Below are 13,119 nucleotides of genomic sequence, written 5' to 3'. Positions count from 1 at the left end.
GGTGCTGGTAAATCGGAAGGAAAGGCGAGTTTGCTTTGCAGGACCGGGCCGACGACAGCCTGTGTAAGAGGAGTACATCCTGTAGTCCGATTCGCAGTGAACTCAAGTGCTAATCGATCTAAAACTTGAATATTCAGTAACAAATCTAAAAAGAATAACGATTGGGTTCCAAGCAACCCGGGAGTCGCCATCATGAAGAACGTCCATTCATTCATGCTGCCCATCGCCGCCGTCGGCGTACTGATGTTGCCAGTCGTACTTAACGCCGCCAGTCTTGAACCGGTCGACAGCACAGGTGTGCAAGTGCAACAGCAACAGCAAAACGGGATTACTTATCTGTCCGGGGGGATCGGAGAGGATGAGGCTCGAGCCATTCAACAAGCGCAGGGCTACAACCTGCACATGACTTTCTCCATCGGGGCGGAGGGCAAATATGTTCCGGATGTAAATCTGGTCATTCAGAAAGATCCGGGGCAACCCGTGCTGACGCTGAGCGAGGCTGGCCCTTTGGTTTACGTACAGCTGCCACCTGGCAAGTACACCGTCGTCGCGACACGCAATGGTGAGGAACGGCGTGATACGGCGGAGGTGGGAAGTGGTGCCGCTCGCAATCTTGTCTTCCACTGGAATACTGAAAACTAGCCGAAGAGAGACGCTTGCACGATGCCTGATCAAATCACGAGCATAAAAAAACCCTGAATCTTGCGATTCAGGGTTTTCGGTATTTGGTGCCCAGAGACGGAATCGAACCGCCGACACGGGGATTTTCAATCCCCTGCTCTACCGACTGAGCTATCTGGGCAACGGGGCGCATTAAACTGGTTTTTCAGGGGGTCGTCAAGAAAGTTTTCAAAAAAATTTTAATTATTACCGTCGCTTACGTTCCGACCCTCGAAAAAGCGGGATTATTCTGCCGGCGGAACGTAGCCATCAGCCTTGGCGTATTCCTCGCCGGAAAAGAACTTGTCCATCTCGCCCTGAAGATATTTGCGGTCTTCGGCGTTCATCATGTTCAGGCGTTTTTCGTTGATCAGCAGGGTCTGGTGCTTTTGCCAGTCTGCCCAGGCCTTGGCCGAGACGTGGTCAAAAATGTCCTGACCTTTTGCGCCAGGAAATGGCGCGCGCTCCAGGGCGGGCAATTCTTCTTTGTACTTGCGGCACATGATGGTGCGGGTCATGACGACTCTCCTGCGTTCAATACGGCGGCCGCGCGTTCGAGCAAGGTTTTGACCGGGGCGGCAAGGCCCAGGCGCGGCGGGGTGGCGAGGTTATACCAGAGCCAGTCGGCCTCGGCCACGTGATGGCCGTCCTCCTGGACCTGAACCAGCCAGGGTTCGATGGACAACTGAAAATGACTGAAGGTGTGTACCAGGCTCGGCAGCGCCTGTTGGCTGCCAAGCTCCAGCGAATGCTGCGAAGCCAGATGTTGCAGGTCGTCGAGGTCGTCGAGTTCCGGCAGGCTCCATAGGCCGCCCCACAAGCCCGTGGAAGGGCGGCGGTAAAGCAGAATCGCGCCGTCACCGTTGGCGAGCATCGGCATCAGCGTTCGCTTCTGTGGCACGGCTTTACGCGGTTTGGGGATCGGGTAGCGCGTCTCCAGGCCGAGCATGTGCGCTTCGCAGCCCTTTTCTAGCGGGCAGAGCAGGCAGCTTGGTTTGCTCCGGGTGCAAAGCGTGGCGCCCAGATCCATCATCGCCTGGGTGTAGGCGTTGACCCGATCATGCGGCGTAAAGCGCTCAGCGTTCGCCCACAGCTGTTTGGCGACCTTGGGCTCGCCCGGATAGCCCTCTTGCGCGGTAAAGCGCGCCAGCACCCGTTTGACGTTGCCGTCGAGGATTGGCGCCCGCAGGCCCATGCTCAGGCTGGCGATGGCGCCGGCCGTGGACAGGCCGATGCCCGGCAGGTCGGTGAGTTTTTCCACATCCCGCGGAAACTCGCCGCCGTACTCGGCGACGACAATCTTCGCGGTTTTCTGCAAATTGCGCGCACGGGTGTAGTAACCGAGGCCGGTCCACAGGTGCAGGACTTCGTCTTCCGGCGCAGCGGCCAGGGCTTCGACCGTCGGCAAAGAGGCCATGAACCGATCGAAGTAGTTCAGCACCGTGCTGACCTGGGTTTGCTGCAGCATGATTTCCGAGACCCACACCCGATACGGGGTGATGCCTTGTTGCCAGGGCAAGTCGTGGCGGCCGTGGCGGTCGTACCAGTCCAGCACCGCCGATGAAAACTGCTCGGCTCTCATTTCTTGAACAGCCCCTTCAACGCGTTTTTCAGCTCAGGGCTGACTTTGTCGCCAAGCTTCTCGTCGATTTTTTCGCTGATCCGTTCGCCAGCCAGTTTGCTTGCGACCTGGCCCATGCGTTCGTTATCCAGGCGGCAAGCCTTGGCGCCCAGTTCCAGCGGGCCACGGCAGCGCAGCGGCCACTCGATGCCGACGAACCTTTCGTTGACCTGGCAGGCCGGGTCCGGCATGTCGCTCTTGTCGCCTTCGACGATAACGCCCACGCGGTAATCCATGCCCAGCACCCTCAGATCGACATCGCCGTCGGCGTTGACGGTCATGCCCGGGATGCGCACTTTCAGGTCCGGGTTGCTGGCCACGCCGTTACGGAAGGTCAGGTTGCCCTTGAGTTCCTGGAACGGTGTGTCCTTGCCCCGTGGTTCGCCGCTGAGGGATTTACGGTTCAGGGTGGCGATGCCTTTGCACAGCTGTTGTTCGAGGTTGGCATTGAGCAACACGCCGTTGTTGATGATGAAACTGGCGTTGCCGTTGAGGGTTTCGATCAGCGCTTTCTGGCTGTTGCCGCTGCCGGTCAGGTTGCTGTTGAGCGTCACCAGGCCTTTGACCGGCGGATTTTTGCCCTGGCTTTCGAGGATTTTTTCCACGGGTACTTTGGTGATGCTCGTCTGCATGTTCAGCGCGGGCACCTGTTGGCGCACGTCGAGCGTCCCTTTGGCGTCGAAGTTGCCGTCGTACAGGTCGCCGCGAAGGCTTTCCAGGGTCAGCAGGCCGCCCTGGCCTGTGGCCTTGAGTGCAGCGTTCTGGATCGGCAATTTATCGAGGGTCAACTGACCGAAGGTGAGGTCGGCGTCTACGTCGAGCTTGGCCAGGCGCTCCACCGGCAACAGGCGCTCGTTGCTCCAGGCATCTTTGGTGGGGGCGTTCGGCAGCGGGGTGTTGCCCGGACCAGCCATGGCGTCGGCCTCGGTGCTGGCCACTTCGGCCTGACGCACCTGCGTCGCACTGTTGGCTTCGGCGGATTTTGGTGGCAGATAACGGTCGACGTTGAAGGTGTCGGCCTTGAGATTCGCCCGCAGCGATTGTTTGGCGAAGTCCTCGACGGCGATGCGACCGCTGAAGGTACTGTCGTCGACTTTGAGGTTGATGTTGTCCAGGATCACGCTGGTCGGCGTGCCGGCAAGGCGACTGACCAGTTCGACTTTGCTCAGGCTGCCTTCAGCCATCGCTGGAAGCTTCTGGCCGATGCTGTCGATGAATTTCGCCAGATCGAATTGTGCGATGGACAGGCCGCCGCTGATTTGCGGAGTTTTGTCGAGGTCGTTGACCTTTAATTCGCCCAGTGCGCGCAGTTGGTTGGCGGAGATCTTGATGCCGGTCCATTCGGCGACGTTCGCTGCTTTATCCAGCAGTAACTGACCTTGTGCGGCGAAGGTCATGGTTTTGCCTTGCAGCGGATCGCCAGCCACTTCGCCGGAGAGTTTCATGTCTTCGAATTTGTAGCGTTGCAGGGCACGCTCGAAACGCAACTCGCCGTTGAGCTCGGTGCGCACACGCAAGACCGGCTGATTGGTGCCCAGGAATGCGGTGAGTTTGACCGGGATATTCGTGGAGTCGTGCACCGGGCCGGTACTCAGCTGGATGCTTTCGGCGCTGAATTGCTTGCCGGTTTTCTCGTCGCTGTATTCAACGCGGGCGTTGTTGACGGTCAGGCTGTCGATGTCCAGGCGGATCGGCTGGGCCGGCTTTTCCGCTTGGGCAGTGGTCTCGGTCGCGGGTTCGCCAGTTGTCGCGGGCGGTGTGGCCGGGGTAGCCGGCGCCTTGCCGATGTCTTGCCAGTTGCCGTGGCCGTCCTTGTCGCGGTTCAGGCGCAGGTTCAGGCCTTCGACGCGCACATCGCTCATCTGCACTTCGCGGCGCAGCAGCGGCAGCACGCGGACCGACAAGCCGAGCATCTGCAAATCAGCGAAGGGCTCGGCGGGCTTGGCCAGGGTCGCGACGCTGGCTTCGTGCAATTCCAGGCCCAACCACGGGAACAGGCTCCAGCCGATGTCGCCATTGAGCGTCAGCTCGATGTGGGCCTTGTCGCGGGCTATCTGGCGAATCTCGTCTTTATAGTCGTTGGGATCAAAGAGGTGGGTCAGGGCAAAGCCCAGCGCCACAATGATCAGCAACAGCCCGAGAAGTACCAGACCCAGGATTTTGCCGAACGCTTTCATGGGCGAGTCCTTGTAGTTAGTCGAATTCGAAATTTAGCCGGGGAGTATAGCGCCCCGCAGCGGACGATCGGTCAGCGATCACGTCGGCCACTCATCCAGCGGTATTTTCAGTTTGGCCGCCAGCGCTTGTGCCTCCAGATGCCCGGCAGGCGCCAACAAATGCAATGTCGCACCCGCTTGCGACGCCATTTTCTGCGCTTCGTTCACCAGGCGCTCGGCCACGCCACGACGGCGGGTAATTTTTCGTACGCATAGTTGGGACAAATGCCAGACATCCGAGTGCCGTTGCAGACGTGCCGCGCCCAAAAGCCGATCGTTGAAGCGGCCGGCGATCAGCGAACCGTCCAGCAGACAGCTTTCGATCAGCTGCAATTCCCCGGAAAACGGGGCAAACAGCCAGTCCGGAGCATCGCGGTAGATCTTCTGCAGATCTTGCTGATCCTGATAAGTGGCTTCGTTTAGCGGCTCGACAATGATCGGCATGAGGGCTCCTTCGGTGGTACGAGAACTGATGACATACAAAAGGTGATATCACTTTGATTTTTCTGTCACGTACAGATGGTAACCTTTGCCCGTTCGTTCGTCCTTCTGCGACGTGAAGTCGCACCAAAATGAAGCCTTACCTCAAAAACAGTCATGCGTGCGCATAAAGGCTGGGGGTGAGGAGCGCTGACGAACCATTCTAATAATTGGGGGAAACATAATGACCACGAGCATCACGGCGGACGGCCTGAAAGCCGACCAGCCCGCGTTCCTGTCCAAGGAGCGCATCATCGCCAAGCCCGGTTTCAACCGTTGGCTGGTACCACCGGCCGCCCTGGCCATCCACTTGTGCATCGGCATGGCCTACGGCTTTTCGGTGTTCTGGTTGCCACTGTCCAAAGCCCTGGGCGTGACCAAGGCCGTGGCCTGCGCGCCGGAGATGAGCTTCATCTCGCAAGTCTTCTCGTCCGAATGTGACTGGCCGATCTCGATGCTCGGCTGGATCTACACCCTGTTCTTCATCTTCCTCGGTTGCTCGGCAGCCATTTGGGGCGGCTGGCTGGAACACGCCGGGCCTCGCAAGGCTGGCGTTGTATCGGCTCTGTGCTGGTGTGGCGGTCTGCTGATTTCAGCGCTGGGGGTTTATACCCACCAGATATGGCTGATGTGGATCGGTTCCGGGGTCATTGGCGGTATCGGCCTGGGCCTGGGTTATATCTCGCCGGTCTCGACCCTGATCAAGTGGTTCCCGGACAAGCGCGGCATGGCGACCGGCATGGCGATCATGGGTTTCGGTGGTGGTGCGATGGTCGGTGCTCCGCTGGCTGCAGCCTTGATGGGCCACTTCGCTTCACCAACCAGTGTTGGTGTATGGCAGAGCTTTCTGGTGATGGCCGCGATCTACTTCGTGTTCATGATCGGTGGCGCACTGTCCTACCGCGTGCCGCCAACCGGCTGGAAGCCTGAGGGCTGGACCGCTCCGGCGAAGAAAGCTTCCAACGCGATGATCACTCACCGTCACGTCCACGTGAATGTGGCGTGGAAAACTCCGCAATTCCGTCTGGTGTGGCTGGTGCTGTGCCTGAACGTTTCGGCGGGTATCGGCATCCTCGGCATGGCTTCGCCGCTGTTGCAGGAAGTGTTTGCCGGCACGTTGTTGGGTAATGGCCTGACATTCGGTCAGCTCGACGCTTCGCAACTGGCCTCGATCGCGGCGATTGCTGCCGGTTTCACTGGTTTGTTGAGTCTGTTCAACATCGGTGGCCGGTTCTTCTGGGCCTCGTTCTCGGATTACCTGGGTCGCAAAAACACCTATTTCGTGTTCTTCGCCCTGGGTTTTGCCCTGTACGCGCTGATCCCGAACCTCGGTCACCTGGGCAACGTTGCGCTGTTCGTGGCGGCCTTCTGCATCATCCTGTCGATGTACGGCGGTGGTTTTGCGACGGTTCCTGCGTATCTCGCGGATCTGTTCGGTACGCAAATGGTCGGCGCGATCCACGGTCGTCTGCTGACGGCCTGGGCGGCGGCGGGCGTGTTGGGTCCGGTATTGGTGAACTACCTGCGTGAGTATCAGTTGAGCATTGGCGTTGAACGCGCCGCAGCTTACGACATCACCCTGTATATCCTCGCGGGCCTGCTGGTGCTGGGTTTCATCTGCAACCTGCTGGTGCGTCCGGTGGCTGACAAGTACTTCATGACCGACGCTGAACTGGCCGCCGAACAGGCGCTGGGCCACGACAAAGGGGCTGACAGCAGCACCGTGTTGGAGTGGAAAGCGGATGCGGGCACCAAGCCTTTGGCAGTGGCTGCGTGGCTGGTGGTGGGGATTCCGTTGGCGTGGGGTGTTTGGGTGACGCTGCAGAAGACTGCAGTTTTGTTCCACTAAGTTAAGTAAGCGCATTACCCCTTGTGGGAGTGAGCCTGCTCGCGATAGCGGTCTGACAGTCGACAGAGATGTTGAATGTGAGGTCCCCATCGCGAGCAGGCTCGCTCCTACAGTTGTTTTTGGAGGGGCCGAAATGAGTTGTATGGACATGTCTATCCCCGACAGCAGCGGGTTCAGCCCGTCAGGGATATCACGTCGCGTGTTTCTGTTTCGGCCCCGCGCCCCTATAATGATTGCCTTTTTCGCCCAATGATTTTGCGGAGCTGGTGATGGCCGAACGTAAGGCGTCAGTCGAGCGCGACACTCTGGAAACCCAGATCAAAGCCTCGATCAACCTGGATGGCACCGGAAAGGCCCGATTTGATATCGGTGTTCCTTTTCTTGAGCACATGCTGGACCAGATCGCCCGTCACGGGCTGATCGACCTGGATATTGTCAGCAAGGGCGACCTGCATATCGACGACCACCATACGGTGGAAGACGTCGGTATCACTCTGGGTCAGGCTTTTGCCAAAGCCATCGGCGACAAGAAAGGCATCCGTCGCTACGGCCACGCCTACGTGCCGCTCGATGAAGCGCTGTCGCGCGTGGTGATCGACTTCTCCGGCCGTCCTGGCCTGCAGATGCACGTTCCCTACACCCGCGCCACCGTTGGCGGCTTCGACGTTGACCTGTTCCAGGAATTCTTCCAGGGCTTCGTCAACCACGCGCTCGTCAGCCTGCACATCGACAACCTGCGCGGCACCAACACTCACCACCAGATCGAAACCGTGTTCAAGGCTTTCGGCCGCGCCCTGCGCATGGCTGTAGAGCTGGATGACCGCATGGCCGGTCAGATGCCGTCGACCAAAGGCGTTCTGTAATGCAGACGGTCGCGGTTATCGATTACGGCATGGGCAACCTGCACTCGGTGGCCAAGGCCCTCGAGCACGTGGGTGCCGGCAAGGTCTTGATCACCAGCGATGCCGATGTGATTCGCGAAGCCGACCGGGTGGTTTTCCCCGGCGTCGGCGCGATTCGCGACTGCATGGCAGAGATCCGCCGCCTGGGCTTCGATTCGCTGGTGCGCGAAGTCAGCCAGGACCGCCCGTTCCTCGGCATCTGCGTCGGCATGCAAGCCTTGCTCGACAGCAGCGAAGAGAACGACGGCGTCGACTGCATCGGCCTGTTTCCTGGCGCGGTGAAGTTCTTCGGCAAGGATTTGCACGAAGATGGCGAGCATTTGAAAGTCCCGCACATGGGCTGGAACGAAGTGAAGCAGACGGTCACACATCCGCTGTGGCACAACATTCCGGACCTGGCGCGTTTCTACTTCGTGCACAGCTACTACATCGCTGCCGGTAACCCGCGGCAAGTGGTGGGTGGCGGTCACTACGGTGTCGATTTCGCTGCGGCGCTGGCCGATGGCTCGCGTTTCGCCGTGCAGTTCCACCCGGAGAAGAGCCATACCCATGGCCTGCAATTGCTGCAGAACTTCGCTGCGTGGGATGGTCGCTGGTAAATGGCCGTCAAGAAAAAGCCGCCGATCCTGACCCTCACTCCTGAACAGGAGAACGAGGCTAATCACAAGATCAAACGCTTTATGGAAGATCGCTTCGAACTGGACCTGGGTTCGTTCGAGGCGGCTGAAATCCTTGAGCTGTTTACCCGTGAAATTGCGCCGCACTATTACAACAGGGCGATTTTCGATGTGCAGACGCACCTCAAAGAGAGGTTCGAAAGCATCGAAAGCGACCTGTGGGCGCTCGAGAAAAACTGATTTCCGAGCGAAGCTGAATACTCGAATTTGAAGGTTTGCCAGATGCTGATTATTCCCGCTATCGATCTTAAAGACGGTGCCTGTGTTCGTCTGCGCCAGGGCCGCATGGAAGATTCCACGGTGTTCTCCGATGACCCGGTGAGCATGGCTGCCAAGTGGGTGGAGGGCGGTTGCCGTCGTCTGCATCTGGTCGACCTGAACGGCGCCTTCGAAGGCCAGCCGGTCAACGGCGAAGTGGTCACCGCCATTGCCAAGCGCTACCCAAACCTGCCGATCCAGATCGGCGGCGGTATCCGCTCCCTGGAAACCATCGAACACTACGTGAAAGCGGGCGTGAGCTACGTGATCATCGGCACCAAAGCGGTGAAAGATCCGGCTTTCGTTGCTGAAGCCTGCCGCGCATTCCCGGGCAAAGTGATCGTCGGCCTGGATGCCAAAGACGGTTTTGTCGCCACTGACGGCTGGGCTGAAATCAGCACCATTCAGGTCATCGACCTGGCGAAGCAATTCGAAGCCGACGGCGTGTCCGCGATCGTTTATACCGACATCGCCAAAGACGGCATGATGCAGGGCTGCAACGTTTCGTACACCGCCGCCCTGGCCGCTGCGACGAAGATTCCAGTGATCGCTTCCGGCGGTATCCACAATCTGGGTGACATCAAGTCGCTGCTCGACGCCAAGGCGCCAGGCATCATCGGCGCCATCACCGGTCGGGCGATTTACGAAGGCACCCTCGACGTCGCCGAAGCGCAAGCTTTCTGCGATTCGTACAAAGGCTGAGGACTGACCATGGCGCTGGCCAAACGCATCATCCCTTGCCTGGACGTGGATAACGGCCGGGTGGTCAAGGGCGTCAAGTTCGAGAACATTCGCGACGCCGGCGACCCGGTGGAAATCGCCCGTCGCTACGACGAGCAGGGGGCCGACGAGATTACCTTTCTCGACATCACCGCCAGCGTCGACGGTCGCGACACCACGCTGCATACCGTCGAGCGCATGGCCAGCCAGGTGTTCATCCCGCTGACCGTGGGTGGCGGCGTGCGTACCGTGCAGGACATTCGCAATCTGCTGAATGCCGGCGCGGACAAGGTTTCTATCAACACCGCAGCAGTGTTCAACCCGGAATTCGTCGGCGAAGCGGCTCAGCATTTCGGCTCGCAGTGCATTGTCGTCGCCATCGACGCCAAGAAGGTTTCCGGTCCGGGCGAAACCCCGCGCTGGGAGATCTTCACCCACGGCGGTCGCAAGCCAACCGGTCTCGACGCCGTTGAGTGGGCGAAGAAGATGGAAGGCCTCGGTGCCGGTGAAATCCTGCTGACCAGCATGGACCAGGACGGCATGAAAAACGGCTTCGACCTGGGCGTCACCCGCGCCATCAGTGATGCGCTGGGGATTCCGGTGATTGCTTCCGGCGGTGTCGGCAACCTGCAGCATCTGGCCGACGGCATCCTCGAAGGCCACGCCAGCGCGGTATTGGCGGCGAGTATTTTCCACTTCGGCGAATACACCGTGCAGGAAGCCAAGGCCTACATGGCTCATCGCGGCATCGTGATGCGTTAAACAAACGGTACAGGCCAGTGGACAGCATGGCGGGCTCAAGGCACTCTTGGGCACGCCATGGATTCCGGTAGCCCGACATGCTTAAACGTCTTCTTCTTGCCTTCGCCAGCGCTTCTCTGTTGTTCATCAACGGAGTTCACGCCGCAGAAAATCAGGGCACCGGTCTGGTGTTACTGACGGAAAACTTCCCGCCGTACAACATGGCGAAGAACGGCAAGAACTTCGCTCAGGACGAGAACATCGACGGCATTGCCGTGGACATTGTCCGTGAGATGTTCAAGCGCGCCGACATCCCCTACAGCCTGACGCTGCGTTTCCCTTGGGAGCGAATCTACAAGCTCGCCCTGGAAAAACCCGGTTATGGGGTGTTCGTAATGGCGCGATTGCCGGACCGCGAGAAACTCTTCAAGTGGGTCGGCCCGATTGGTCCGGATGATTGGATCATGCTGGCCAAAGCCGATAGCAAGATCACCCTCGAGACGCTGGAGCAGGCGCGCAAGTACAAGATTGGCGCCTACAAGGGTGATGCAATTGCCGAGACGCTGGCCAAACAAGGACTGAAACCGATCGTTGTGCTGCGCGATCAGGACAACGCAAAAAAACTGGTCAACGGCCAGATCGACCTGTGGGCCACGGGTGATCCGGCAGGCCGCTATCTGGCGCGTCAGGATGGCGTGAACGGGCTCAAGACCGTGCTGCGCTTCAACAGCGCCGAGTTGTTCCTGGCATTGAACAAGGACGTGCCGGATGACGTCGTGGCCAAGCTGCAAGCCGCGCTGGATCAGCTACGCAAGGAAGGCGTGGTGGACGACATCATGGCGAAGTATCTGTAGCGCTCATTTCGATACAGCCTGAGACGGCGCCGGTGTCGCGCTCAAGTACACGGCACTGGTAAATACGTTATTCAACATCGCCCTTGTCAGCGGCTGCTCCCCTGAGGCGACGCCGATAATACAAAGTGCATGTGCGCCGCTTTGTGGCCCGATTTCACTATTGATGTAAGCGTCTACAGCGTTGATGGCGGCGCTGTAATTGTCGGGCGCTTTGCAGTCCCTGGCGTTATGGACCGTTTTGTAGCGATAGAAGGGTGCCCCGAGGGAGAACCTGAAATCCCAGGCAGGCAGTACGATCTGCCCATCCGCGTTTCGCGTTTTATACACGTTTGACTTGAATTTCCAAGGCTCCGTGACCGTCAGCTCCACCGGCGCTAATGAACAATTCGCCCCATCGCTGGCGAAGACGCCATCAACAAAGCAGTAGTGCAGAAAGTTGGCAGAGTAGCTGTAGTTGAAACGGGCAGCTGTGCAAGACGTCGAGTGCTCACACTCGGGCGGCGCTGGGGTATTGCGCGAGATCGCGACTTTACTGACGATGCCGGTGATTTCATTGGTGCGGCGGTTCAGCATCGGGCTACCGGAGCTGCCAGCGTGAAGATCGCAGCTGTTTTTCATGGCCAAAGGGAACACCCCGGGGTGATCGATGAACGTTCCGGCGGTTTGTTCAGCGCAGGCGCTCAATCGAAGACCTTGTTCGGTAAAGCCGCCCGGCGCGCCTACGTTAAGCGCATCCTGACTCTCGTGGGTTTGATGGGACGCCAATTTGAGCGGATTGACCCCGGCCTGTATCAGCGACGCCAATGTTGCCTCGACTTCCAGTATTGCAAGATCGGTCCCGACCAGACTGCTCCATCGCGCAGTTCGGATGGCGTATTGGCGCTTACGCTGTGGCATGTCATGAAAGTAGTGGAAGGTGACGCTGGCTTCCAAAGGCAGATCGGTCCGTGCCGAACCGTACTGAAAAAGCACGCAATGACCGGCGGTGAGCAGGTAAGCAGGGCCGGTGGCTCGGCCTTGCCTGTTTCGCGTATCCAGTAGGACGGCGCTGCAACTCCCGCCCGATTGAAGACTCAGTCGTCCCACGCCACTCCAGATTTCATAAAAATGGTCGCTGTTTTGCAGCGCCCTTGACGGTGAGTCGTTGACGGCGCCTTCGCCTAAATCGCGGGCCTGCACTGGCGAAATAGCCAGCAGGCCAATCAGGCCGGCGCAGCAAAAGAAACTGAGGTATTTCATGTCCATTCCTTGGGGATGAAATTCAGGGTGAGCGCTATCGTGGCACGGGGCGATGTACCGGAAGGTATAAATAGTTATCGCGAAATGAAGTGGCTGGTGAGGAATTACCGGGCGGGCGGAAGGCGGTACTGGCCATCCTTGCCATGCGCTGCCGTGGCACGATTGCCGCGCACACTGATCATCTGTCTGATGTCGATCCAGTCAATGCCCTGAGCCTTGAGCTTGGGCAATTCACGTTCAAGCACCGCTAATGTCTGCGGATACGGATGCCCGATCATTACCGCAGAACCTTGCTTGTGCGCCAGGCTGATAGCGGTCTGCAGTTGAGTGAAAATTGCCGCTTCAGCGGGCTCGTCATCCAGGAACACATCCCGCGAAACACTTGCCAGACCAATCTTCTGCGCCTCGGCGGCGGCCACGGTTTGCGCACTGGTGCGGCTGTCGACGAAGAGCTTGTGCCGACGCTGCAAGTCCGCCATCAACCAGGCCATGGCCGCCGGCTGAGAGGTCATGCGGCTGCCCATGTGGTTGTTGATGCCGGCGGTGTAGGGCACGACCTTGAACGCTGCGTTCAGGCGTTTTTCAAGTTCGTCGATGGGCAGGTCGGGGTGCCAGGCGAACGGGCCGGTGGCCGGGTCCATGGGCATGTGCAGGATGACAATCTTGCCGGCGCGATGGGCCTCGCGGGCAAATTCGGTGGCGTGGGGTGTATCGGGCATGATCGCTGCGGTGACCGGGCCGGGCAGGGCGAGCACGCGGCGATCCCGGGGCAGGTTCTGCCCCAGGTCATCGATGATCAGGCTCAGATAAGCCTTGTGAGGTGTGGCCGCTGTTGTGGCAGGCGCCGCGTGAGCGACACCCACCAGACAGCACAGCAGGCCGAGGAGCAACCGCAAGCTCAT

At 59.2% G+C, this 13,119-nt stretch carries 14 protein-coding genes and 1 tRNA gene; 8 read left to right on the top strand and 7 right to left on the bottom strand.

Annotated features, from left to right (window positions below):
• The first annotated feature begins 192 nt into the window (after positions 1–192).
• Positions 193–642, top strand: coding sequence for a hypothetical protein (locus PFAS1_RS09585; protein ID WP_076028994.1), 450 nt, complete (start codon positions 193–195; stop codon positions 640–642).
• Between the two features lie 84 nt (positions 643–726).
• On the opposite strand, the gene PFAS1_RS09580 is transcribed toward PFAS1_RS09585, so the two are convergent.
• The 5 genes from PFAS1_RS09580 to PFAS1_RS09560 all read right to left on the bottom strand — a co-directional run bounded on the left by PFAS1_RS09580 (position 727) and on the right by PFAS1_RS09560 (position 4,941).
• Positions 727–802, bottom strand: a tRNA-Phe gene (locus PFAS1_RS09580).
• A gap of 103 nt (positions 803–905) precedes the next feature.
• Positions 906–1,178 carry an oxidative damage protection protein gene (locus PFAS1_RS09575; protein ID WP_008149405.1) on the bottom strand — a complete coding sequence of 91 codons (273 nt, stop codon included), beginning with the start codon at positions 1,176–1,178 and terminating at the stop codon, positions 906–908.
• Positions 1,175–2,242 (bottom strand): A/G-specific adenine glycosylase, encoded by a 1,068-nt coding sequence (gene mutY, locus PFAS1_RS09570; protein ID WP_076028993.1) that lies wholly within the window; start codon positions 2,240–2,242, stop codon positions 1,175–1,177. The genes PFAS1_RS09575 and mutY overlap by 4 nt, the downstream gene beginning before the upstream one ends.
• Positions 2,239–4,458 carry an AsmA family protein gene (locus PFAS1_RS09565; RefSeq protein WP_076028992.1) on the bottom strand — a complete coding sequence of 740 codons (2,220 nt, stop codon included), beginning with the start codon at positions 4,456–4,458 and terminating at the stop codon, positions 2,239–2,241. The genes mutY and PFAS1_RS09565 overlap by 4 nt, the downstream gene beginning before the upstream one ends.
• Before the next feature lie 78 nt (positions 4,459–4,536).
• The gene (locus tag PFAS1_RS09560) at positions 4,537–4,941 is read right to left on the bottom strand and encodes an acetyl-CoA sensor PanZ family protein (protein WP_076028991.1); all 405 of its coding nucleotides are present in this window, start codon (positions 4,939–4,941) and stop codon (positions 4,537–4,539) included.
• 220 nt (positions 4,942–5,161) lie between these two features.
• Between PFAS1_RS09560 and PFAS1_RS09555 the strand changes: the two genes are divergently transcribed.
• The 7 genes from PFAS1_RS09555 to PFAS1_RS09525 all read left to right on the top strand — a co-directional run bounded on the left by PFAS1_RS09555 (position 5,162) and on the right by PFAS1_RS09525 (position 10,978).
• Positions 5,162–6,826, top strand: a complete 1,665-nt coding sequence (locus PFAS1_RS09555) for an OFA family MFS transporter (RefSeq protein WP_076028990.1) — start codon at positions 5,162–5,164, stop codon at positions 6,824–6,826.
• 269 nt (positions 6,827–7,095) lie between these two features.
• The gene (gene hisB, locus PFAS1_RS09550) at positions 7,096–7,689 is read left to right on the top strand and encodes an imidazoleglycerol-phosphate dehydratase HisB (protein WP_003218037.1); all 594 of its coding nucleotides are present in this window, start codon (positions 7,096–7,098) and stop codon (positions 7,687–7,689) included.
• A complete protein-coding gene (gene hisH, locus PFAS1_RS09545; RefSeq protein ID WP_076028989.1) occupies positions 7,689–8,327 on the top strand; it encodes an imidazole glycerol phosphate synthase subunit HisH in 639 nt (212 codons plus the stop codon). The genes hisB and hisH overlap by 1 nt, the downstream gene beginning before the upstream one ends.
• Positions 8,328–8,585 (top strand): DUF2164 domain-containing protein, encoded by a 258-nt coding sequence (locus PFAS1_RS09540; RefSeq protein WP_008024930.1) that lies wholly within the window; start codon positions 8,328–8,330, stop codon positions 8,583–8,585.
• 42 nt (positions 8,586–8,627) lie between these two features.
• Positions 8,628–9,365 (top strand): 1-(5-phosphoribosyl)-5-[(5-phosphoribosylamino)methylideneamino]imidazole-4-carboxamide isomerase, encoded by a 738-nt coding sequence (gene hisA / locus PFAS1_RS09535; RefSeq protein WP_007897434.1) that lies wholly within the window; start codon positions 8,628–8,630, stop codon positions 9,363–9,365.
• A 9-nt stretch (positions 9,366–9,374) separates the two neighbouring features.
• Complete coding sequence (gene hisF, locus PFAS1_RS09530) at positions 9,375–10,145, top strand: imidazole glycerol phosphate synthase subunit HisF (protein ID WP_007897430.1); 771 nt, start codon at positions 9,375–9,377, stop codon at positions 10,143–10,145.
• A 77-nt stretch (positions 10,146–10,222) separates the two neighbouring features.
• Positions 10,223–10,978 carry a substrate-binding periplasmic protein gene (locus PFAS1_RS09525; RefSeq protein ID WP_076028988.1) on the top strand — a complete coding sequence of 252 codons (756 nt, stop codon included), beginning with the start codon at positions 10,223–10,225 and terminating at the stop codon, positions 10,976–10,978.
• 3 nt (positions 10,979–10,981) lie between these two features.
• On the opposite strand, the gene PFAS1_RS09520 is transcribed toward PFAS1_RS09525, so the two are convergent.
• Together PFAS1_RS09520 and PFAS1_RS09515 are read right to left on the bottom strand one after the other, a co-directional pair.
• Positions 10,982–12,217, bottom strand: coding sequence for a trypsin-like serine peptidase (locus PFAS1_RS09520; RefSeq protein ID WP_076028987.1), 1,236 nt, complete (start codon positions 12,215–12,217; stop codon positions 10,982–10,984).
• A 104-nt stretch (positions 12,218–12,321) separates the two neighbouring features.
• Positions 12,322–13,119 (bottom strand): divergent polysaccharide deacetylase family protein, encoded by a 798-nt coding sequence (locus PFAS1_RS09515; RefSeq protein WP_076028986.1) that lies wholly within the window; start codon positions 13,117–13,119, stop codon positions 12,322–12,324.

This window comes from Pseudomonas frederiksbergensis, from assembly GCF_001952935.1.
Classification (GTDB): Bacteria; Pseudomonadota; Gammaproteobacteria; order Pseudomonadales; family Pseudomonadaceae; genus Aquipseudomonas; species Aquipseudomonas frederiksbergensis.
This window is presented reverse-complemented; position numbering and strand designations above follow the sequence as displayed.